We start from the raw sequence: 21,546 nt of genomic DNA on the forward strand, positions 1-21,546 counted from the left end.
CGCGGCGCCGGGAAAGGGTTTAGTTGAAAAAGCGGCGAGAGATGAGAACTGAAAGATAAATGAAAATTCGGTCAGGACAGAGTCTTGGAGGCGTGAAGAAGAGGGGGAAAGATGTGTGAAAGATGTGTGGAGGAAAACTCAGCGCGGCGCCGCCCGCGAACGCGAGCGGCGCCATCGTGAAGATTAGCTCGTCAATTGTCCGGCCCCTGATGCTTTTTTTCTTCGCCTTTTTTCTGCTTGCCCTGAGGCTGCTTCGCCCGCCCCTGCTCCCGCGCTCCCTGCGCGCCCTTGTCATTGGGCTGGCCCGGACCTTCCTGACCCTGGCGCAGTCGTCGCGGGGCGTCCTCAGCGCCGCGCCCTTGTTTTGCCCGGTCAAAGCTTCCCTCGGGCGCTTTACCGCCCGGCGTCGGGATCGACCGCTTGCCCGGCGCGCCCGGCGATGGCTCTTTTTGTTTCACGTCGGTACTGTCCTCGCGCTTGGTCCGCGGGGCAATGTTGGCGCCGCCGCGATCGCGATCTTTTTGCAGCCCTTTCTCCGCCCCTTCGCGGCGGCTCGCCCTGACGTCGCCGGCGCTGCCGCGCTCGCGGTTGCGCCGCTCGACGTTGTCGAATTTAACTTCGCGGTTGACGGTATTGAAGCGGCTTAAGTTGGTGACGTTCACGTTCCGCCTGACGACGTTCCGATTGATGGTTACGTTGGTGTATCTGTTGTTCACGTAGACGTTGGTGATCCTGACGTGCGGGCGGCTGCGGACGATCCAAACCCGGTCGCCGCGCCAGCCGTGGTAGTAAACGCGGTGCGCGTGCCAGTCGAAGTCGTGGATCAACCAAACGCCGATCGGAAACGCCACGCCGAAGGTGATGACCGCCGCCGGACGGAAGAAGATAATTTCCGGCTCATACACGGGTATATAGATGAGGTTCGGCCGATAGGGAACGATCTCGATGTACTCTCGCTCCACGATGACCTGGTGGTACTCGGTCGTAACCAGGTTGCCGGCGCGATGCGCCTGCCTTCTGAGGAACTGGACGGCGTCCATCACGTCCTGGGGCTGCTCGACGTAGGCCTGGCCCAGCGCGACCGTCCAGTCGATCTTGTCGGCCATCATATGGATGACGGACGGATAGTGGGCGACAGCCTTGACGCTCACGTCCCACGGCTGATCATCGACTGCGTTGGGGTCTCGATAACGACGCACAAACCGCGACGCCTCCTCGATATCTTCGTCGAAGGTTGCGGCGACTAGAACCTGTGCCAGCAGCGGGTCGGGATAGAGCGCCACGGGCGCCAGCAGGTTTTCGAGCTGTTGGCGGGAATAACGGTCCTGCGGTTGACCATATCCCTGCGCCGCCGCGGGCGCAGCGGCGAACGGGCTTACGCCCGCCGCCGGCGCCGAGAGAAGACTCAACGCGAGCAAAACGGCCAATGGTTTTTTAATAGTATCCTTATTCATTTTTGTCCTCCTCCGATTACCCTCGGGTGTTTACCCTGTATACATCAACTGGACACGAATAGTTAGACGTGCGAATTGGGTTAAAAGGGTACAGATAGCCATCTAGTTGAAAATGCAGAAGTTTGCTCTGATTCTTACTTCCCCGGCATCAAAATCTCTTTGAGCTTCGACACCTCCTTCGGCTGCAGCTTGAAGAAGCTCTGCGCGATCTTTTCCACTTCCGCGCCGGATAGGGGATTGATCGAGAGCGTGGCTTTGTTCATCTCGGCGACGAATTCCGGATCTTTCATGGTCGCGAGGAAGGCCGCGCGCAAAAGCTCCACTCGATCCTTCGGAGTCGCCGGCGGCAGGGCGTAGACTCTGAGAATGGCCGACGCATTCAGAACCCCCGCCCGGATGATCTCGCGGCCCTCTTCGGTCTTGGCGTGTTCCAGGGCGTTGGGTACGTTGGGCAAGTCCGGCAGCCTTTGCGGGTTCACCTGTATCACCACGTTGACGTTTCCCGACTCCAGCCCCTGGCGCCACGTGGTCTTGATCGACTCCCACGTCCAGCAGCCGCCGGCAATCTCTCCCGCGTCGGCGGCCAGCCGGATCTGCGAGGTTCCCTTGTAACCTTCGACCAGCTGGATCGGCAGCCCGAGGGCCGCTTTCAAGATCCGCGGCACGTCGGAATCGTTCGCGCCCGGCGCCTCGCCGCCGAGCTTGACCGGCTCTTTGGCGGCGAGCCATCTTTCCAGGCTGGTGATCCCGCTCGCCTTGGTCAGCGCGCAGGCGGTCGAATCCTGCACCGGCACTCCGAGCCATTCGAATTTCCGCGCGTCGAACTCCACCCCCTTGGTCTCGAAGAGCTGCTGCTGCACGAGCGAGCCGATGAAGTTTCCGATCGTGAGGCCGTCGGGCTTGGCGCGGTTGTAGAGATCGTTGGCCGCGAGCAGGCTGCCGGCGCCGCCCATGTTTTCCACGATGATGGCGGGGTTGCCGGGGATGTGCTTCCCCAGATGCCGGCCGATGGCTCGCGCATACGTGTCGAAGCCGCCGCCGGCGGCGAAGCCGACGACGATCCGGACGGTTTTGCCTTTGAAAAACTGCTGCGCGTCGGCCGCATTCGTATCGGGCGCGCAGGCGAAGATTGCGAGAAGGGCGGCCGCGAAGAGAAGTCGTCTGCTCATGGAAGCCTCCTACTTACGGTCGGTTCGAAAAACAACGTAGTCGAAAAGGCGGGCGGCGGTCAATATTAAAAAAGGATGAAAATCGAAAGCCTATTGACTGTGTCGGGTGTTTTGCCGTACACCACGGCGCAAAGGAGGCAGCGATGAACGACGTGAAACATCGATACAGCGCGGAGATCCAGCGGACCAAGGGACTGCTGGAGCTGGCCGCCGGCCTCTACGACACTTCGCTCTCGTTCAAGACGCCGCGCGCCGCCGAGCGGGCGATTCAGACCGAATCGCGGGTCGGGTATTCGCTCGCGCTCGCGCTGACGGCGACGCGCGAGAAGGGCATGTCGTTGTCCTTTGCGGCCGATGGATTCCGCGAGCTGCTGAACGTGAGCCGGGGCAAGCTTTCGCTCGGCTGGATCAATCCTTCGGTGGCCGCGACCATGGCCTACAGGGGCAAGGGTTTGTTTTCCAAGCGGCAGCCGATCCGGACCGTCGCGGTGTTTCCTTCGTACGACGTCATGGCCTTCGCCGTGCACGAATCCACCGGCATCACCTCGCTCGAACAGATTCGCAAGGAGCGCGTCCCGCTCCGGCTCTCGACCGGAAGCGTCGACAAGGCGTGGCTCAAGTACAGCCCGACGATGTTCACGGTCGCCGCAGTTATGAAAGCCGCGGGATTTAGCTTCGCGAACTTGAAGCAGTGGGGCGGGAAGATCCAGTCGGTCTCGCGGCCGAGCCACCCGGACCGCCGCGCGGCGCTGGAGAACGGGACGATCAACGCTGTGTTCGACGAGGGAATCAAGAGCTGGGGGCAGACGGCGATCGACGCCGGGTTCCGCTACCTGCCCATCGAGGGCGCCATTCTCAAAAAACTGACGGCGATCGGCTATCGCCCGTCGGTTTTGCCCAAGTCGCGGTTTCCCGCGCTCGCCGCCGACGTGCCGACGGTCGATTTCAGCGGCTGGCCCATGGTGGTGCACAAAGATATGGAGGATGAAGTCGCCTATGCGATTTGCGAGGCGATCGAGGGGCGCAAGGCGCTGATGCCGACGGACAACTTCAAGCCGCTCGACATGGCGCAGCTTTGCGCCAACGACGCCGAGGCGCCGTACGACGTGCCGCTGCATCCGGGAGCTCAGCGATTTTACTTAGAACGCGGGTATTTGAAAGATGAAAGATGAAAACGGAAAGAGGCTTATTTCATTTCTTTCATCTTTCCGCTTTCAGCTTTTTTTAGTTGTCTTTGCCGCCTTTTTTGTCGTCTCGATCGACGCCTTTTTTCTGCTTGCCTTCCTGCGCTTGGGGCTGCTTGGCGCGCGGCGCTTCGCGGCCGCCCTGCTGTCCCTGGACGTTCGGCTGTCCCGGGACATCCTTACCCTGAGCCTGGCGCTCGCGTCGCGAGTCTCGGTCTACCTTTCCGGCAGGCGCGCCGCTATCCGGCTTCTGCGGCTGTGCGCCCTTGACGCTCGTCTTTCCCGGGCTGTCCTGGCCCTGGCGCGACACTCGCGGCGGCTGGTCCTGCGCGTCGCGCCCTTGTTTTTGCCGGTCCGCGTTGGCGTCTGGCGTCTTTTCGACCGAGGCCTTGAGCCGTTTGGCCGGCTCGCGCGGCGAAGAGTCTTTTTGCTTCACGTCGCTACGGTCCTCGCCCTTAGTCCGCGGGGCAACGGTGGCGCTGCCGCGGTCGCGATCTTTTTGCTGCCCTTTCTCCGCTCCCTCGCGCCGGCTCGCTCCCCGGACGTCGCCGGCGGCGCCCCGGGCCTGGTTCCGGCGCTCGACGTTGGTGAAATTGACTTCGCGGTTGACGGTGTTGAAGCGGTTCAGGTTGGTCACGTTCACGTTCCGCCGCACCACGTTGCGGTTGATGCGAACGGTATTGAAATTATTGTTGACGTAGATGTTGGTGATCCTGATGTTCGGGCGGCTGCGGACGATCCAATCACGGCCGCCGCGCCAGCCGTGGTAGTACACGCGGTGCGTGCGCCAGTCGAAGTCGTGGATCAGCCACACGCCGATCGGAAACGCCACGCCGAAGGTGATGACCGCCGCCGGCCGGAAGAAGACGATCTCGGGCTCGTAGACGGGCACGAAGATGACGTCGGGACGATACGGCACGATCTCGACGTATTCTCTCTCGACGACCACGCGATGGTAGTCGTTCGAGGCCAGGTTGCCGGCCTTCTGCGCCTGCCTCCTGAGGAACTGGACGGCGTCCATCACGTCCTCGGGCTGCTCGACGTAGGCCTGGCCCAGCGCGATCGTCCAGTCGATCTTGTCGGCCATCATATGGATGACGGACGGATAGTGGGCGACGGCCTTGACGCTCACGTCCCACGCCTGATTATCGACTGCGTTGGGGTCGCGATAACGGCGCACAAACCGCGACGCCTCCTCGATATCTTCGTCGAAGGTTGCGGCGACCAGGACCTGCGCCAGCAGCGGGTCGGGATAGAGCGCCACCGGCGCCAGCAGGTTTTCGAGCTGTTGGCGGGAATAACGGTCCTGCGCTTGACCATATTCCTGCGCCTCTGCGAGTAGAGTTGCGAACGGGTTGATGCCCGCCGCCGGGGCCGAGAGCATCGCGGTTGCGAGCAAAACGGCCAACGGTTTTTTCATCGCGTCTCGGCTTATCATCTATGTTCCTCCTGATCGCCCTTAAGTGCTTGCCTGGTTACCCCTTCTCACGCCTTCTTGCGTAATCCTATTGCCCAGCAGGGCGGTTAGCTGTAATTGCAACAGGGTTTAAGCATGGTCTGTATCCATGCTCGAATACTACTCCCATTGAGACGGAATACTGTTCAAAAAGAGACCGTCAGGAATAAATAGCCTGAAAGAATTTTGGTTTTACTCGCGCCTCTTCGTCTTGCTTCCACTACCGGCGCCATCTAGAATTGCGGGTGCAAGCCCGAGAGCATTGGAGCAAGATTCATGAAACGAAATCGTGCTAACATTAAACCCTCGCGTCTGACAAAATCCGTCGGACGCGCATTGCGCCGCGCGGCGAAAGTCGCCCGTAAAACCGCGCGTGCGCACGGAACTCCCATCTACATCTGGAAGAACAGGAAAGTCGTCGCGCAAAAGCCTTGAGTATGGTGCGTCACAATCTTTGTCCGGAGCAGCGGCGCGCCCGCCACAAGACTGCGTCGGTTTCATCCCGGAGACTTGAAAGTCTCTCGCATACCAGTTTCCGACGGCCGAGTCCTTTGAGGCGATCTTGAGGGAGTATGAAGGCAGGGCAGGAACTTGACCTCTCTGTTTTTGTGCTTATCCTAACCGGTACCGGATCCTTTCACGCTTTCGGCATCGCGAAAGGAGAAATACCATGAAGAATTGGCGCGGAAAGCTTAAGCTCGACAAAGAGATGTTAACCCGGACGCCTACCTACTATATCTACCGAAGCGAGGAGCTGGCCGGGAAAAGACCGGCTCTCGATGGAATTTATATTCAACGAAGCACGCTCGGTCCTAACCCGCCGGATGAGATAAACGCCGTGTTCGAGTGGGAGACCGATCATCCGGCGCCTTAAATTCAACAATGGACGATCTCCCGCGCGCTCTTAGGAGGGAAAATGGCGATATTCGAATCGTTGGCAAATTCGTTGAAAGCCCTCATGGTCGGCGATCGGGTTAAAGTTACGCTGCGGCCGGAAACCGGCCGGTTCCTGCCGATGGAAGGGGAGATCGCCGAGAAAGACGACTCGGGAAACTTTTCGTTAAAGTCGGAACAAGGCGTCGTCCGGATCAGCGCCGCCGATATTCTCTCCATAACAAAGCAAAACTGAAAGTGGAAAGATGAAAGATGAAACGGCGAAAGGAGGCCGGCGATGAGCGGCAACGGTGAAAAAAAAGCCCGCGCGTTGGGGATCAACCACGTGGTCCTGGAGGTGGGCGACCTGGACGCGGCGCTGGAATTTTACGGCGCGATCTTCGACTTCACGCTGCGGGGCAAGAGCGAGCGCAACGCCTTCATCGATCTCGGCGACCAGTTCATCCAGTTGAGCCTCGGCAAGACCCAGGAGAGAGACGACAAGCGCCACTTCGGCCTGGTCGTCGACGACCGCGAGCCGGTCGGCCGGGCGCTCGAAAAACTCGGTGTCGAGCGGCTCGACCGGCGCCTCAATTTCCGCGACCCCTGGGGCAATCGGATCGAGGTCGTGCCCTACGACGACGTCCAATTCACCAAGGCCTCTCATGTGCTCAAAGGCATGGGGGTCGGCGCCCTCGCAAAAACTCCCAACGCTGTCGAAGAACTCAAGAAGAAAGGCATGGCGGAAGAGAAAAGCTGAAAGATGAAAGCTGAAATAGGATAAAAGGCAAAAGAGAAAGGATGAAAGCTGAAAGGGTCTTGCCTGCGACGACGCCCTGAGTTAGGAAGTGGACAACAGAACCGGAAAAGACGGTGGCAAGAAAATATCGCACCATCTCAGGCGACTCTCACCTGGAAATCGACTCGAAGCATTGGATAGGCCGGGTTCCCGCGAACTATCGCGACCAAGCGCCGCGTCTGGCGCGTCTGCCGGATGGGAGCGACGCATGGATGATCAATAACAAGGTGGCTCGACCCGCCGCGGCCGCGGACCTCTACGGCGGCAAGGGCCGGGACCAATACGTCCCCTTCGGCGCCAAGTATGAAGGAACGCCCGGGACGGGAGGTCCCGAGCAGCGGCTCCGGGAGCAAGATCAAGACGGTATCGACGCCGAAGTCCTGTTTCCGTCGCAGCAGGGAGGGCCCAAGCTCTGGCGCCGCATTGCGGAGGACGCCGGTTACAAGGCGGTCGTTCGGGCCTATAACAATTGGCTGTCGGAAGAGTACTGCTCGGTAAACCCGGACCGTTTGATCGGCGTGGGGATTTTGCCGCTGACGCCCGACGCTGCGGACACCGTCGAAGAGCTGGAACACTGCGCCAAATTGGGCCTCAAGACCGTGCTCCTCCAGGGATTTCCCAGCGGCAAAGCGTATCCTTCGGAAGAAGACGATCGATTCTGGTCCGCGGCGCTCGATTTGAATATGCCGGTAAGCGTTCACGTCGACCTCGATCGCTCGGGCGAACGCGCCGGTCCTCTTTTCAAGTTCCCGCTGGAGCCCGAAGGGATTATAGAAAAGATCGATACCGGGCTGGTCGATCAGGTGGCGCGATTCGGCCCCGTGCGCGGAAACGGTTCGGTCGCCGCGGCTCAGTGGGTTCTATCCGGACTCTTCGACCGTTTTCCGAACCTCAAGATTTTCTTCGCCGAAAACCAGATCGGCTGGATTCCGTTCTTCTTGCAGGGGGCGGACGTGCGCTATGACCGCCATTACCGGTGGGCCGAGCGGCTTCTCGGCTTCACGCCTCTCAGTCGCCCCCCCAGCGAGATCATCCGCGAGCGCTGCTTCTGGGGCTTTCAATTCGATCGGGTCGGCGTCGAACTGCGCCACAAAATCAACGTGGGCCGTCTCATTTGGGGTTCCGATTTTCCGCACCAGGAATCCGACTGGCCCGATTCCATGGGCGTGATCGAAAGAAACTTTGCCGGCGTGCCGGAAGAGGAGAAATACAAGATGGTGTGCGGCAACGCCGTCGAGTTTTTCCGCCTGGCTGAGACCTGATCAGGTCGGGCATCAGGGCAAAACGGGCGTGAGGCGCGAGGCGTGAGTAAGAGCCAGCGTTTGGCGGAGGGCCTATGAGCGCAAAACGCTTCTATTTTAAACTAGCCGTTCTCTCGACGCTGGCGCTTTTTTTCCTGTGCGGCCGCGGCGCGGCGCAGGAAAGGATCACGATCTCCTACAGCTCGGTGGACGCTCCCAGCGCCAACTGGTACATCGCCCAGGAAAAAGGGCTCTATAAAAAATACGGCCTGGACGCGGAGTCGATCTTCATTCCCACTTCGACGACCAACGTCACGAGCCTGGTCGCGGGCTACGTCAAGATCGGCAACGGCACGGGCGGCAGCATCGCCAACGCGGCGGTCGGCGGCGCCAACCTCGTCGCGGTCGGCTCCTTCATCAACACGCTGCCCTACGAAATGATCGTCCACGAGTCGATCAAATCGGCCGAAGCCTTGAAGGGAAAAAACGTCGGCATCAGCCGCGTCGGCAGCTCGTCGGACGTGGCGGCGCGCGCTCTGTTGAAGGCCTTGAAGCTCGAGCCCGACAAGGACGTCGCCATCCTGCAGGTCGGCGGCTCGCCGGAACGGGCCGCGGCGTTCGCCACCGGCAGGATCGCCGGCTTCGCCTCGCCCCCCGGCGTCATCCATCTGGCGAAAGGCATGCCCCACCGCGTGCTGGCGAGTATGGCCGACTTTCCCAAGAGTTTCCCGTTTCCCTACATCTGCGCGACGACGTCCAAGAGCTATCTGGCGAGCAACCGCGAGACGGTTAAAAGGGTGATGATGGCGTTGATCGAGGCGACGCAATTTTTCAAAACGCGCAAAGAGGAAAGCAAGAGAATCCTCGCCAAATATTCGCGCCAAACGAACGAGGCCTTTCTGGAGAGCGCCTATGAAGCCAATGCGCGCCTCTTCGAGCGCGTGCCGCTCGTAACCCGGGAAGGGATGGAGATGCAGATCAAGGAAGCCCTCTCGCGCCGTCCGAGCGCGACCCTCAGGGTGGAAGACATCGTGGACGACAGCCTCGTGGCGCAACTCCAGCAAGAGGGTTTTATCGACCGCGCATACAAGCAGTGAGCGGCGTGGAGAATAAAAAATCTGGGTTTCCTTTCTTGACGATCTTCCAACATGGCTAAGCCGCGCTTCCAATAGAATTCAGCCGCTCGCGCGCTTGCCGTTCAAACACCCAAGAGCTTCCGGGATCATCGCGATCGGGCGCCTGTGCGCCCGGTACTAATCTTTTTAGGTTGTTCAATATTAGACAGCAATTCCGGACGAGGCGGCGCAGGCTGTAGAGCAAATATTCCAGTCAGACGCGGGGCGAGCGTGAGTCGCAGTTCCCGCGGGGTTGTTATGGAGTCGATGTCCGAAGCCGAGCCATCCAAAAAAATGACGCGTGCGTAAACGCCGCGCGATTTATGGCCCAAGCCGGTTCTGCAAAAAAGTTACGGGAAGCGACCACCCGCGCATCGCGGGTGATCGGCAGGGGCGATTGCGGCTCATGCCGCCATGGTTACTGCGGCGCTTGTGAGCGATACTCTGCCCCGGAACGCTACTCGGACTATTGGATCTGTCACCAGTGCGGCGAGTTAAATCCGCGAATGGCAAAATTGCATTGATTGAAGGAGGTGTCTAATGGACTGGGAAAAAATCAAAGTGGGCTTGTGGGGTGCCGCAGCAGGGGCGGTGGCATTGGCCATTGTCGGATTCAACTATGGCGGCTGGGTGACCGGCGGTACCGCTCAGGCCATGGCGAAGGAGATCGCTGCCACTGCCGTCGCCGAGCGTTTGGGGACGATTTGCGTGGCGCAGTTGAACCGGGACAAGGCGAAGGACCAAAAACTCAGTGAAATGAAGGGCAAAGATCTTTGGGACCAGAGCCGTTATATCGACACGCAAAGTTGGGCGATCATGCCCGGCTCTGAGAAGCCCGAGAGCGGGGTCGCGGACGCCTGCGCCAAGCAGTTGTCGGCCAAGATCTAGACGCTCTCAGGGGCGAAGTTACATCGGGACTCGTAAGGTGACCCGACGACGGGTCCGTGGAGAGGAGGTGTGCGATGGGCGACAAAGGGAAGAAGGATAAAGATAAGAATCGGAAACAGAAGCTCGCCAGGCAAGAGGAAGCGGCCAAAAAAGCCCGGGAGAAATTTTCGCTAAAATTCCCGTTACCGAAAGTGTAGCCCTATTTCTCGCTCTCCGATCTACTCGCCGGCGGCGTCTTGCCGCCGGCCTCGTCGATCCCTGCATGGTCTCTGCCAAAACGCCGCGCATGAGCACGGCCTCAAAACCTTCCGGTCTTACTTGACAGCCGACACGATTTCTTTGTAGACCTCGTGCGAAAGCCGCGCCGCCGAACGAGGAGTCCGATCGCGAACGGGACAAAGCCATGGCGAAATTCAAAATAGAGGTCCACGACCGGCTGCAGGAGTGGGTGGCGGAGGAGAAGGGATATTTCAAGGCCGAAGGCCTAGACTACGAGTTCGTGGTGGACAAGCGGAGCGCCACGCCGTCTTCGCTGGTTTCGCAGGGGGAATCGGAAATCAGGCGCGGCGCGACGGAGTTTCTGGTGGAAGAACGAGGCGGCGACGTCAGTTGTGCCTGCCACTGGGCCGTGGACATCGCGGCGTCGAGCCGGCACGGCAAGCTCTGGCCGAAAGCGTACATGGTCGCGCCGGGCGCCGTCTACGTGCGGCCGGAATCTTCGGCGACGAAGATCGAAGATCTGGCCGGGGTCGAGATCGCGGTCGGCCACAGATCGGGCTCGCATTTCTCCGCGCTGGAGAGACTGGAGCCGTTTCTCGGCAGAGACCGGATCAGGCTCACCTTCAAGGGGCGGCGCGACATGCGCCTCGAAAATCTGCTGGAGGGAAAAGACGAGGCGGCCAACATCATCGGCTTTCAGGTTTATCTGGCCGAGCAGCGCGGCATGCGCAAGATCCTCGACGCATCTTTTATCGTCGGATTCCTCGTCGGCAACGAAACCCCGGCGGCGGAGCTGGAAAAATATTTCCGCGCCTTGCGTAAAGCGCAGCGCGATATCGACATCGACCCGTCTCCTTATAAGCACTACTATCTGAATCACCTGAAGGAGCCGCTCAAGAGTCTGGCCGACTATCGCGCCTTCGGTCCGGGCGAGCGTATTATCTTCGAGCCGTACACGCGCGAGATGTACGATCGCGCGGTGGCTTGGATGAGCTCCTGGGGTCTCAACGCTGAAATGGTCGGGAAAACCGATTACCGCGGCGCGGCGTACTGCGATTCGTGAGCCGGGTTCATTTCCAGCTTTTGATGATTCTCAAAACGTCAAAATATACATGACACTTTGCCGGCCGTGAAAAAGTTCAGAAAAGCCGAACAACAGATCGCCGAGAAAACGAAGCCACACCGGGCGACGCTGCTGAGTATTTTCCTGCTAGCGCTGACAACGGTGCTTCACGCGGGGCAACGGGACGATTCGGAGTATATCGCGCCATATGTTCCGACGCCGCAGGAGGTGGTGGACCGGATGTTGGAGCTGGCCGAGGTCAGGAAAGGGGACCTCCTTTACGATCTCGGGTCGGGTGACGGAAGAATCGTCATTACCGCGGCCAAAAAATACGGCGTTAAGGCCGTCGGCTTCGAGATCGATCCCAACCTGGTGAAGAGATCGCGCGACAATATTAAAGAAGCCGGCGTGGAGCATCTGGTCGAAATCCGCGAGCAGGACGTCCGGACCGTCGACTTTTCGCCCGCGAGCGTGTTGACGATGTATTTGTATCCCGCGGCCAATTTCCGGCTGAGGCCCGCGATCCTGCGTCAGTTGAAGCCGGGCTCCCGGGTGGTTTCCCACGAGTTCGGAATGGGGAATTGGAAGCCCGATCGGACTGAGCAGCTCATGGACTCGGCCGACCACTTGCGAACGATCTATCTTTGGCGCATCGGCGCGAAATAGGCGGAGAGGCCGTATGAAAACTTTCGCCGGTCTGATCGCGCTTTTATTTTTCTTCGCCGGCTGCTCGGCATCGGGACCTCACTTCAAGGACACGCGCTATGCGAAGCAACCGGCGCCCGCGGACAGGGCCAGAATTATTTTTTTCCGCGAGCCCGACGGGGACTTCAGGTCGGTCGAGCTCGACGTCGACGATCAGATCATAGGCAAGTTGGCCGGCGGCGAATTCCTCGTCGAGGACGCCGTTCCGGGCGAGCGCGGGATGACCGCCAGCCTCAAAGGAGAATTCATGATCAAGATGAAGCTCGAAGGCGGACAGACCTATTACATCCGAGTCTCTCCGCGAGAGGAGGCGACTTACAAACTCATCGGTTTTTTTAGCGCCGTCGGCTCATGGATGTCGCCGGCGGATGCTAAAGGCCATTTCAAACTTCAACGGGTGGGCCCGGAGGTGGCGTTAGCGGCCCTGGAGCAGCTCAGCCTCTCCGAATAAACAGGCGTGAGATCGATGAAAGGAATTTACGAGATTTTTCTTATCGTCGGCTGCAAGTCTCTCGGTTGTTCGGCCGGCGATTTGCCCGCCTCTTTATAAGACCGGGCCAGGCGGCCTTGACCCTCCGCATTCAGTTGACCTTGCAGGGTTTGACTTAAAATTTCCGCCTGCGGCGAGCCTTTTTGATTCGCCGGCGCGGACTTTCCGGTCTCGACGGCGACGTTGTCGTCGTTGATGAAAACGGCGGCCGCGAAGACCGTCGTCCAGAGTCCGTCTTTATTGCCGACCGCGGACTGGGTGATATTGGTGGTGCGGACGATCTTTCCCGACATCTTGAAAATCTGCTCGCGCTCGTCCCAATCCAATTCGGGATCAAATTCGATCCCCAGGGTGGTGGCGAGCATGCTGGCGGCGAGGTCTTCGGCGTATTCCCCCGCTCTTTCGTCGGTCTCGCCGAAGGAATGATGCTCGGAAAGATAGCCGTGCATCGAAGAGTCCGCGGGGACCGCCAGGCCGATGGAAGCCGCGACCAGCCGGTTCGGCTCGTTGTTGCTTTCCCGGTCGTAGACCGCGAATACGATCTCACCGGGCCGTAAGAGTTTTAATCCTTCGTCCTTGGGAATGGTCTTGCACTCGGGCGGGTATATGCTGGAGACGAGGACCAAATTGCAGTGGGCGAGGCCGGCGACCCTCAGCGCCATCTCGAAAGAAGCCAATTTCTCCTTGTGAACGCCGACTCCCTTGGTGAAAAAAACTTTCTTGGGAACCATTTTTCGGCCATTGTAACATCGGATGAACCGGTGCACAAGAAAAATTTTGCGTTGAGAGCAAAAAAAGGCGCGGGGCGCGAAGAAAGATGGATCTGGCCCGCCGGCTTATTTGGCTTTGCCGTATAGCTTGTCGATGAACCCTTCCTTCTCGATCTCGCGCACGATGCTGTCGTCGATCAAGCTGTCCACCGTCACCTTGCTTCCGGGGCTTTGCTTCAAGGCCTCGTCGAGCTGGATCTTCATTCCCTCCCGCGTCGTGTAGGGGACGCGCTCCAGAATCTTCACCGTCGATTGGTACGAACTTTCGAGATAGGCTTTGTTCGCGCCGCGGAGATATTTGGCGACGATCTTTTGCGTTCCCTCCTTGTTCGTCTTGAAGTAGTGCGACGCTTCGATCAACGCTATGACGGCTCTCTTCACCGCTCCGCGATTCTTGGCGACGTAACTTTTGGTTGCGACTGCACAGATGAAAGGAAGAGCATAAGGTTTCGGGAAATCGGCCATATCCGCGAGAACCCGATGGGGCAAACCACCGGGAATGAGGTGGACATTGCCGGGCGGAGAGGGAAACCCGGCGATGACCTTGCGACTGAAACCGGCGGCGCGCTCAGAGGCGCCTCCGACCTGAAGGATCGCGACGTCTTCTCCGGGTCTCAATCCGATCCCTTTTAAAAGTTCACGTGCGGCAACATCGGAAACGCTGCCGAATCGGCTGATGCCGATGGATTTGCCCTTGAGATCTTCGGGACTCTTGATGTTCTCAAGGACAACCAGTTCATAGGCCAGACTGTTAACAAAGCACGCGACGCTCACGAGGTCGCCCCCACGAACACCGCTGTTGGCGACGACGCTACCCGCGATATTCGCAAGCTGAACGTCCTGCGACACCACAGCCGCAGCGGCCACGGTGGAGCTCCCGATATAGACCACATCCGCGTCGAGGCCGTTTTTTTTGTAAAACCCGGCTTCATGGGCGATGGTCCATATCCCATTCAGAGAATCCGTCGAGCTGTAGGCGATCCTGACCCGCTCCTGCGGTTCCGCTTTCGTCGATGGAAAGACAACCAGAAAGAGCGCGAAGGCAAGTAGAATCCCGCGGCTGCTCCGCTTTTGATGGTTCATGAGGACCTCCTTTCAACTTCTCCTGGGCGGAACTTAACCCGAAAAAGGAAAAGATGAAAGATGCAAAATAATAGGCGCGAGGCGTGAAGGCTGTACGGGAGTTGAAAGATGGGACGATGGAAGCGGAGAAATAGCGCCGGGGAAGATCGATGAGATTCGCGTTTCGTTGCTGGCGCAATACGGAGCTTCGGGAGTATAATGTAAACGTTGCTGATATCTCTAAGCTCTGCGGATCGGCAAAGAGCGCTAAAACATGCAGACTGGGGTCGCTTAAAAAGTTCGATCAGAGGAGGAACGGCGATGGCGACAAAACCCGTAGGCAAAACGGTTGACGTGGAAATTTGGACCGACGGGCACCGGATACAGGGGAAGATATTTATTCCGACACAGGACAAGCCTTATCAAAGCCGGCTATCCGACTATCTGAATGACGCGGAGAGGGCTTTCATACCGGTCACCCGGGTGAGACTCAGCACGTTGAACGGGAACGAAGTATTGTGGGAGGGAGGATTTTTGGCGGTCAATAAGAACTCGATCAAGATGGTTAGAGTCGTCGAGGAATGAGGAGGTGCGACATGAACCGGGCCGGAAAAATCAGTTTGCTTCTGCTCCTCGTCCTTCTCTTCGGCTGCGCCGGCGAGCTCCGGCGTCCGGAAACGGCGGCGAGCGGCGAAGCGCGCGCTGCCGAGAAAGAACGGCAGGAGGAGAAGAAAGAGGCCGCGCCGCCGACGTTCACGTATCGGCCGTAGCCGGCGCCGGTCCGCCCTTCAGAGTCGCGTGCCACCCGACAAGTTCTCGGGCGGCACGCGGCTTGATCGATTCGATGATGCGGAAGGCGAGAGAGCGAGACCCGCCGCGTCAACTTAGGGCTTGAGCTTGATCTTGGCGCCCACTTCGCTGGTGCCGGTGGCAGTTGAGGCTTCCGCCACGGCCGTGGCGGGCCCAGACTTGAAGCGGAGCCCCGGGATGGCGAATACGTCAAGCGTCCACACATCAGACCCGCCCGTACAAGTGACCGGGACGGTGAGAGTGCCGATGCCGATGTTCAACAATCGGCCCGTAGGCTGATAAATGTGCAACGTGATGGAGGCGGACTCCGTGGCGGTGCATTCGATGGTTCCGGTCAAGGTCGCCTGGGTCCGGCCTGCGAGCAGGCTGGCGTCCTGATCGATGGTCAAATTGAGAATATCCGCGGACGCAGCTCCGACGGTCGCCAGGAGAACCACCAAGGCTATGGTCGGCCTGAAAAGAGAAGATTTAGGTAAGCAGCGCATTATCTGTCCCTCCCTAGTTTGTTTATATTTTTTCCTACAATAGGAAATGCTCGGACAAGAAGCAACCGGGAGGCCAACGCGAGAGAGCGCAAAAACCAGCGGTTGCGGAATGGGATATGAAGAGGAATCGCCGACGTCTGTAAACACTTGCCGACAAACGTTATAGCATGTCTCCAGGGCGAACCGTCGCGCTCTCGGGCGTTGCCAAATCGGCCTATTCATAGCTTCGGAATCCTGAGCGTTTTGCTGATCATGGCCGAGCCGCTGAGGAAATAGAGCGAGGAGAGCGGGTGCCATTTGAGCGATCCGATTTGAACCACGCCCAGCGGAAGATCGTCGTCGATGCGGTTCCAATATAGGCAGAGCGCAAGAACGACGACGAGGAACAAGCTCGACGGAATCGGCGTTCCCTCGAAATATTTGACTTTATCGCCGGCGGCGGCGATCTCGGCCGCCGTAACGTTATAGCGCGCCAGCCGGCTGATGCCGCACGCCACGAAGAACAGCTGAATCGGCACGTCCAGGACGCCGCGCATTCCCAGCCCATAGGCGATCACGGCCGGCGCCACGCCGAAGCTCACGATATCCGCCAGCGAGTCGAGCTCGGCGCCGAAGAGCGAGTGCGTCTTGCGCCAGCGGGCGATCTTCCCGTCGGCGATGTCCAGCGCGAGCGCGAGCGGCAACAGCCCCATCGCCAGGTAGGCGCGCCAATGCTCGGGCTCCTCGATGTAGCTCAGCATGGCGAAAATTGTGCCGGTGCCGGCCGCGCCGTTCGCCAGCGTGAGCAGATCGGCGGCGCGGTAAGTGCGCAGCATCGAGAAACGTGCCGGTTTCATCTGCCTGCTAACCGGGACCGTTCGCGCCCCAAATTTTTCCCTCTATCCACAATCTCGCCAGCTCCAAAGCATAGGCGTCGGCCTCGCGCCGCGTATCGAAGCTCGCCCTGCGGCGGCCGAATATCGGAATCTTTTTTACGGTGTCGTCTTCGTGGAGGCGCACCATCGCGGGCGCGACCCATTGTCCCGATCGCAGCCTGTGCGAGTCAAGCTCGATCGTGTGCCCTTTATAATTTATGCTCTTCATTTTAGTTTCAGTCGCGCCGATCTCAATACCGCACTTCGGGAATTCGAGAAACCGAAAGTCTCCCGGCGATTCGACGGGGAAGGGGGGACGAGCGCGAATCTTCGGCGGGGTCGCGTCGATGCGTCACGCGCGCGAATGATCAAGCGCGAGGACAGAAAGCCGGCCTAGGGCAGAGAAGAAAAAACGATCAGTCGTCATGCTTCGGCTGGGGACCCGGGACGATCCAGGCGATATCCGGATCTTCGCCTTCGGCCCGCGGCTGGGCATGCAACTTTTCTTCCTTGCGCTGCATGCGCCTGAACGCCTTTTCTTTCTGCTTCTGCTGCCGCGCCAATTCCTTCTGACGCTTTTTGAAGGTCTCGCTTGCCATACCCGCCACTCTAACATATACAGCAAATAACGCGAGCGATGCGCGCACAAAATTTTCGCTCGTACGCCGAAGGAAAATGCTACGATGAGACAAAGGCGCGGCCGTTTAAGCCGAAAGTCGTCGCGAACACGATCGCCGCGTGCTTGTTCTAGCGAGGTGATACGATGAACACCCCGGGCTGGAAGCGGGCCGTCAAGACGGCCGAAAGCGTTATCGGAGACGTTAAAAAGCTTCGCGGCGTGATCGAGCAGGCGGCGAGCAAGATGGAGACGCACTCCGACGCGCTGAAAGGGATCCTGGACGACTTGCAGTTGATCTTTCGCCTGGCGCGGGCGTGGCTCAAGGGAGACTACAAGGACGTATCGAAAAAGAGTCTCGTCGTCCTGGTCGGCGCGCTGGTCTATTTTTTGATGCCGCTCGATGCCATACCGGATTTCATTCCAGGTCTGGGTTTCATGGACGACGTGACGGTGGTCGGTCTCGCTTTGGCCGCCGTCAAGTCCGAGGTCGAGAAGTTCAGGGACTGGGAGATAAGAGTGCGGGCATGAATGCGCGGCAATTAACGCTCGGCCTCCTGGCTTTCGCGGTCGTCGTTCTGTTCGTGGTGTATTTCTTTTTCCATCGGGCGCCGGAAGCGCCGGCGCCGGCCCCGGCGGCGCCGGAAACGAAGAGCGAGGACGCGTCAGAGAATTCGAAGAAGAAGCTCGACAAAGCCGAGGACGAGGAGGATGAGGAGGAAGATTCCGAATCGGAGGAGGAAGAAGAGGATAAGGACGAGTCCGACGATGAAGAGGAGCCGAAGCCCGACGAAAAACCGCAGCAGAGCAAAAGAAAACCAGCGAAAGAAAAAAGTAACGAGCGCCGGCATTGACTCCGCGCCCGTGTTTCCACAGGTTTTTGTCAATTCGATTGTATTCTCCATATGACGAGGGTGCGAAAAAATTCATTGAGATCTGGAGGAGTTTCCATTGACAAGCGCCCAACAGCCGAACTATAAGCTAGCCCACAAAACCTAAAGGAGGTTTTATGGGTAAAAAGCTTTCGGGTTTTTTGTTCCCAGCCCTGCTGTTTGCCTGGGCTGGAGCCGCGTGGGCGCAGCCGGTCACAGTTTCCCACACCACCGAGTATGTGGTGAAGTTCGTGTGTGGCGACTCGAATCTTTCTTCGGGTACAGACTCCGAAACAGCGCCCGTGGCGCGAGGCAATTTCGTCACCGCCATCAATGTCCATAACCCTGGGACAAAGGATGTTGCTCTGGCCAAGAGGGTTACTGTGGCGCTGCCTTCTCAGTTGCCGGGAGGCACTTCTTTGTTCGAAGCAGCACTCATTCCTGCGGGTCAGGCTTTTGAGATCGACTGCCCCGATATCAGGAGGATCGCGGGCGGGATAACCCCTCCCCCTGCAAGTGGTATTACGGATTACAGTGATCTTAACGATGCGACGCTGCTCAAGGGTTTCGTCGTTATTCTGAGCGGGAAGATTGATGTCGTGACGGTTTATACTGTGGACAGGACGGTTCGGAACGTTGCCCAAAACGAGAACGTCGGCGGTAGCAGCAGCATTCAAGTCGTGCCGGTCGTTGGCCGGGCGAGGAAAGGAACCGTACAGGCTACTCCGCATCCGTAATGTTAATTCTAGCTTAGTTCATACTGCGAAGGGGCGCCAATGGCGCCCCTTCGTTTTTGTAAATCCTTACGGCTTCGGATTTTTGATCCAACCCGCAACTATGTCCACGGCCTCTTTCTCCATGCCGATGAATCCGTGCCAATGCTGGTTCTCGCACGGATCGACCGCTTCGACGGATCTTCTGGACTTTTGTTTCCCCGCAGTTTTGTGATAGAAAGGAAATACCTCGTGAGACGTTTCATACCGTTCAAACTCAAACTCCTGGTTGCCGTTTTTCCCCTCTTTGCCTTGTCTTGCGCCGGTTGTTCGCCGGCTTATGTCTTCCGCGCCGCGTATGAAGAGGGGAAAATCCTCTGGCGGCGGCAGCCGATCGAAGAGGCCCTGCAAAAGACCGATCTCGACCCCAAGACGCGGGACCAGTTCAAGCTGGTCCTCGACGTGCGCGAGTACGCGCGCGACCAGTTGAAATTCAACGTCAAAGGAAGCTACGCCAGCTATTCCTACGTCGATCGAGCGAATCTCACCTATGTGCTCATGGCGGCGCCGAAGACCGACCTCCGCCCTTACACCTGGTGGTTTCTGATCATCGGCCGGGTGCCGTATAGAGGTTTCTTTTCCCAGCAGGAAGCGCTCGCCGAAGCCCAGGCGCTCGAAAAACAGGGCTACGACACCTACATCCGGACCTCCGCCGCCTTCAGCACGCTCGGCTGGTTCGACGATCCGCTGCTCGCGCACCTGCTCCGATACGAGCGCGTGACGCTCGCCGAGACCATCTTTCACGAGCTGTTTCATAATACGCTTTACGTCGGCAGCGCCGGAGACTTCAACGAGAGCCTGGCCAATTTCGTCGGCCATCGGGCGGCGATCCTTTATTTTCGCGAGCGCTACGGCGAGAAGAGCGCGGAGCATTTAAGGGCCGTCGAGTCATGGAACGAGGCGCTGGAGTTCTCCGGCTATATCAGCGGCGTGGGCGCCTCGCTCAAAGAACTCTACGCGAAAGATTTGCCCGAAGAGGAAAAGATCAGACTAAGGGAAAAAATATTTTCCGACGGCCAGAAATACTGGGCGCAGCAGATCGCAGGCCGCTCGCGCCACCGCTACCGTTCATTCACGCAAGACAAAATCAACAACGCCGTGCTCGCCAATCATCTTCTTTACCTGAAGGACCTCGAAGTGTTCGAGTCGGTGTACGAGGCGACGGGGAAAGATCTGGCCCGTTCCGTCGTGGCGATCAAAGAGGCGGTGCGGAGCAGGAATCCTTTTGCAGACGTGCGGGTGTTGGCGAAAAAGCTGAACGGCCAGGATTCACAGATCGGCGGTCGCGACCCTGAATCGTCGAATGGCGTCGATGTGGGCGGAGGGAGTTGAGAGGCCCGCCTTCATCGTGTTCACCGATAGATGCGTCGCCCCGAGTTCCTTCCATTGAGCGATGGCTTCGTGCCATTTTCCCGGCGCACCGCCGGCCACCGACACCCGGCCTTCGATGCCGATCGTTGCAGGATCGCGGCCGGCTTCTTTAGCGTAGGCCCGTATTCTTTCGATCATCGAGCGAACTCTCTCGCCCGGCTCCGCCAGCGGAAACCAGCCGTCGCCGAGGTGTCCGACTCTTCGGAGCACCGGCTCGGCGGCGCCGCCGAGCCAGATCGGAATCGGCCGCTGAACCGGCAGGGGATTGATGCCGGCGTCCGTGATGGTGTGCCAGCGGCCTTTGAACGTCACCAGCTCCTTCGTCCACAGCGCGCGTAAGACCTCGATCTGTTCTTCCGAGCGCCGGCCTCTGTCTTGAAAATTTTTTCCCAGCGCTTCGTACTCGACCGGATTCCAGCCGATGCCGACACCCAGGCGGAGCCGCCCGCCGCTCAGCACGTCCACTACCGCCGCCTGCTTGGCCACCAGCACGGTCTGTCTCTGAGGGAGAATCACGACGCCGCTCACGAGGCCGATCTTCTTGGTCACGGCGGCGAGATGACCGAACAGGACAAAGGGCTCGTGAAACGTATCCTTATAGGTATACGGCGGGTTCCAGCCGGGCCGGCTCGCCGGATTGGCGCCGACGACGTGATCGTAAGCCATGATGTGATCGTAGCCCAGCGACTCCGCCGCCTGAGCGAACTCTCGCACGCCCGCCGGATCCGCGCTGATTTCGGTCTGGGGAAAAATGACTCCGATTTTCATCGAACGGCTCCGTTACGGCGTTACGATGAGCGGCGAGAGAACTTTCTCTTCCAGCCACGTCGAAAGCTCGGCGAGACTTTGCGGGCTGATCTCGTGGCCCATGTCGTATTCCCGGTAGGTGACCCGAGGATTGATGCCGCGCAGGATCTCGACCGATTCTCGCGCGCGCTCGATTTGGATCAATTCGTCGAGCGAGCCGTGCTGCACCAGCGTGGGCGGAAGGCTGCCGCTGTCTTTGGGGGAGAAGATGCCCGCCAGCTCCCTCGGCAGCCAGGAGCTGAGCACGGCGGCGGCGGCGAAGCGGTCGGGCTCGGCGAGCGCGAGGCCGTAGGACATCACGCCGCCCTGGCTGAAGCCGAGCGCGACGAATTTTTTCCGGTCGATAGGATAGCGCTCGAGCGCAGAGTCGATAAAGGCGCGCAGCCGATCTCGGGCAGAGACGATGGCCGGCAAATCGGGCGGACGATCCATCGTGAGCGGAAACCAGCCGTATCCGACCGCGCGACCGC

26 protein-coding genes and 1 pseudogene are annotated in these 21,546 nt (G+C 59.2%); 16 read left to right on the forward strand and 11 right to left on the reverse strand.

The features are described 5' to 3' along the window. Nucleotides 1-191: 191 nt before the first annotated feature. Nucleotides 192-1,454 carry a DUF3300 domain-containing protein gene (locus VGL70_06685; protein HEY3303206.1) on the reverse strand — a complete coding sequence of 421 codons (1,263 nt, stop codon included), beginning with the start codon at nucleotides 1,452-1,454 and terminating at the stop codon, nucleotides 192-194. A 134-nt stretch (nucleotides 1,455-1,588) separates the two neighbouring features. Further along, the gene (locus tag VGL70_06690; protein HEY3303207.1) at nucleotides 1,589-2,623 is read right to left on the reverse strand and encodes a tripartite tricarboxylate transporter substrate-binding protein; all 1,035 of its coding nucleotides are present in this window, start codon (nucleotides 2,621-2,623) and stop codon (nucleotides 1,589-1,591) included. Nucleotides 2,624-2,766: 143 nt separating this feature from the next. Here VGL70_06690 and VGL70_06695 point away from each other — a divergent pair, with 143 nt between their 5' ends. Beyond that, a complete protein-coding gene (locus VGL70_06695) occupies nucleotides 2,767-3,795 on the forward strand; it encodes a TAXI family TRAP transporter solute-binding subunit (GenBank protein HEY3303208.1) in 1,029 nt (342 codons plus the stop codon). Between the two features lie 52 nt (nucleotides 3,796-3,847). Here the strand turns inward: VGL70_06695 and VGL70_06700 are convergent, their stop codons facing one another. Beyond that, the gene (locus tag VGL70_06700; GenBank protein ID HEY3303209.1) at nucleotides 3,848-5,245 is read right to left on the reverse strand and encodes a DUF3300 domain-containing protein; all 1,398 of its coding nucleotides are present in this window, start codon (nucleotides 5,243-5,245) and stop codon (nucleotides 3,848-3,850) included. 688 nt (nucleotides 5,246-5,933) lie between these two features. Between VGL70_06700 and VGL70_06705 the strand changes: the two genes are divergently transcribed. The 9 genes from VGL70_06705 (at nucleotide 5,934) to VGL70_06745 (ending at nucleotide 12,617) form a co-directional block, all read left to right on the forward strand. Next, nucleotides 5,934-6,137, forward strand: coding sequence for a hypothetical protein (locus VGL70_06705; protein ID HEY3303210.1), 204 nt, complete (start codon nucleotides 5,934-5,936; stop codon nucleotides 6,135-6,137). 42 nt (nucleotides 6,138-6,179) lie between these two features. Further along, nucleotides 6,180-6,392: a hypothetical protein gene (locus VGL70_06710; GenBank protein HEY3303211.1), complete on the forward strand. Its 213-nt coding sequence runs from the start codon at nucleotides 6,180-6,182 to the stop codon at nucleotides 6,390-6,392. 42 nt (nucleotides 6,393-6,434) lie between these two features. Continuing rightward, a complete protein-coding gene (locus VGL70_06715; GenBank protein HEY3303212.1) occupies nucleotides 6,435-6,896 on the forward strand; it encodes a VOC family protein in 462 nt (153 codons plus the stop codon). Nucleotides 6,897-7,009: 113 nt separating this feature from the next. Continuing rightward, nucleotides 7,010-8,197, forward strand: coding sequence for an amidohydrolase family protein (locus VGL70_06720; protein ID HEY3303213.1), 1,188 nt, complete (start codon nucleotides 7,010-7,012; stop codon nucleotides 8,195-8,197). Between the two features lie 74 nt (nucleotides 8,198-8,271). Further along, the gene (locus VGL70_06725) at nucleotides 8,272-9,273 is read left to right on the forward strand and encodes an ABC transporter substrate-binding protein (protein HEY3303214.1); all 1,002 of its coding nucleotides are present in this window, start codon (nucleotides 8,272-8,274) and stop codon (nucleotides 9,271-9,273) included. 558 nt (nucleotides 9,274-9,831) lie between these two features. After that, entirely contained in the window at nucleotides 9,832-10,179 is a 348-nt protein-coding gene (locus VGL70_06730; GenBank protein HEY3303215.1) for a hypothetical protein, read from the forward strand. A gap of 403 nt (nucleotides 10,180-10,582) precedes the next feature. Continuing rightward, the gene (locus VGL70_06735; GenBank protein ID HEY3303216.1) at nucleotides 10,583-11,461 is read left to right on the forward strand and encodes an ABC transporter substrate-binding protein; all 879 of its coding nucleotides are present in this window, start codon (nucleotides 10,583-10,585) and stop codon (nucleotides 11,459-11,461) included. A gap of 66 nt (nucleotides 11,462-11,527) precedes the next feature. Beyond that, nucleotides 11,528-12,127, forward strand: coding sequence for a class I SAM-dependent methyltransferase (locus VGL70_06740; GenBank protein HEY3303217.1), 600 nt, complete (start codon nucleotides 11,528-11,530; stop codon nucleotides 12,125-12,127). Nucleotides 12,128-12,140: 13 nt separating this feature from the next. Continuing rightward, the gene (locus VGL70_06745) at nucleotides 12,141-12,617 is read left to right on the forward strand and encodes a hypothetical protein (GenBank protein HEY3303218.1); all 477 of its coding nucleotides are present in this window, start codon (nucleotides 12,141-12,143) and stop codon (nucleotides 12,615-12,617) included. A gap of 233 nt (nucleotides 12,618-12,850) precedes the next feature. On the opposite strand, the pseudogene VGL70_06750 reads toward VGL70_06745, so the two are convergent. After that, nucleotides 12,851-13,387 (reverse strand): annotated as a pseudogene (locus VGL70_06750) (arginine decarboxylase, pyruvoyl-dependent). A gap of 105 nt (nucleotides 13,388-13,492) precedes the next feature. Then, entirely contained in the window at nucleotides 13,493-14,509 is a 1,017-nt protein-coding gene (locus VGL70_06755) for an ABC transporter substrate-binding protein (GenBank protein HEY3303219.1), read from the reverse strand. A 300-nt stretch (nucleotides 14,510-14,809) separates the two neighbouring features. On the opposite strand from VGL70_06755, the gene VGL70_06760 reads away from it, so the two are divergent. Next, nucleotides 14,810-15,073, forward strand: a complete 264-nt coding sequence (locus VGL70_06760) for a hypothetical protein (GenBank protein HEY3303220.1) — start codon at nucleotides 14,810-14,812, stop codon at nucleotides 15,071-15,073. A gap of 11 nt (nucleotides 15,074-15,084) precedes the next feature. After that, the gene (locus tag VGL70_06765; protein ID HEY3303221.1) at nucleotides 15,085-15,258 is read left to right on the forward strand and encodes a hypothetical protein; all 174 of its coding nucleotides are present in this window, start codon (nucleotides 15,085-15,087) and stop codon (nucleotides 15,256-15,258) included. Between the two features lie 114 nt (nucleotides 15,259-15,372). On the opposite strand, the gene VGL70_06770 is transcribed toward VGL70_06765, so the two are convergent. The 4 genes from VGL70_06770 to VGL70_06785 form a co-directional block, all read right to left on the reverse strand. Further along, nucleotides 15,373-15,783, reverse strand: coding sequence for a hypothetical protein (locus VGL70_06770; GenBank protein HEY3303222.1), 411 nt, complete (start codon nucleotides 15,781-15,783; stop codon nucleotides 15,373-15,375). Between the two features lie 218 nt (nucleotides 15,784-16,001). Continuing rightward, entirely contained in the window at nucleotides 16,002-16,619 is a 618-nt protein-coding gene (locus VGL70_06775; GenBank protein HEY3303223.1) for a CDP-alcohol phosphatidyltransferase family protein, read from the reverse strand. 7 nt (nucleotides 16,620-16,626) lie between these two features. Continuing rightward, the gene (locus VGL70_06780) at nucleotides 16,627-16,866 is read right to left on the reverse strand and encodes a hypothetical protein (protein HEY3303224.1); all 240 of its coding nucleotides are present in this window, start codon (nucleotides 16,864-16,866) and stop codon (nucleotides 16,627-16,629) included. 187 nt (nucleotides 16,867-17,053) lie between these two features. Beyond that, a complete protein-coding gene (locus VGL70_06785) occupies nucleotides 17,054-17,236 on the reverse strand; it encodes a hypothetical protein (GenBank protein HEY3303225.1) in 183 nt (60 codons plus the stop codon). Nucleotides 17,237-17,400: 164 nt separating this feature from the next. Here VGL70_06785 and VGL70_06790 point away from each other — a divergent pair, with 164 nt between their 5' ends. The 4 genes from VGL70_06790 to VGL70_06805 all read left to right on the forward strand — a co-directional run bounded on the left by VGL70_06790 (nucleotide 17,401) and on the right by VGL70_06805 (nucleotide 20,230). Continuing rightward, entirely contained in the window at nucleotides 17,401-17,784 is a 384-nt protein-coding gene (locus VGL70_06790) for a YkvA family protein (protein HEY3303226.1), read from the forward strand. Further along, nucleotides 17,781-18,107, forward strand: a complete 327-nt coding sequence (locus VGL70_06795; GenBank protein ID HEY3303227.1) for a hypothetical protein — start codon at nucleotides 17,781-17,783, stop codon at nucleotides 18,105-18,107. The genes VGL70_06790 and VGL70_06795 overlap by 4 nt, the downstream gene beginning before the upstream one ends. 155 nt (nucleotides 18,108-18,262) lie before the next feature. Further along, on the forward strand, nucleotides 18,263-18,862 hold the full coding sequence (locus VGL70_06800; GenBank protein HEY3303228.1) for a hypothetical protein: 600 nt from the start codon (nucleotides 18,263-18,265) through the stop codon (nucleotides 18,860-18,862). 228 nt (nucleotides 18,863-19,090) lie between these two features. Next, complete coding sequence (locus VGL70_06805) at nucleotides 19,091-20,230, forward strand: aminopeptidase (GenBank protein HEY3303229.1); 1,140 nt, start codon at nucleotides 19,091-19,093, stop codon at nucleotides 20,228-20,230. Here the strand turns inward: VGL70_06805 and VGL70_06810 are convergent. Further along, nucleotides 20,168-21,037: an LLM class F420-dependent oxidoreductase gene (locus tag VGL70_06810; protein HEY3303230.1), complete on the reverse strand. Its 870-nt coding sequence runs from the start codon at nucleotides 21,035-21,037 to the stop codon at nucleotides 20,168-20,170. The genes VGL70_06805 and VGL70_06810 overlap by 63 nt on opposite strands. A gap of 12 nt (nucleotides 21,038-21,049) precedes the next feature. Then, nucleotides 21,050-21,546 (reverse strand): alpha/beta hydrolase-fold protein (locus tag VGL70_06815; GenBank protein ID HEY3303231.1); only part of this gene is annotated, 497 nt, incomplete at its 5' end.

The organism is Candidatus Binatia bacterium, from assembly GCA_036504975.1.
GTDB lineage: Bacteria > Desulfobacterota > Binatia > UBA9968 > UBA9968 > JAJPJQ01.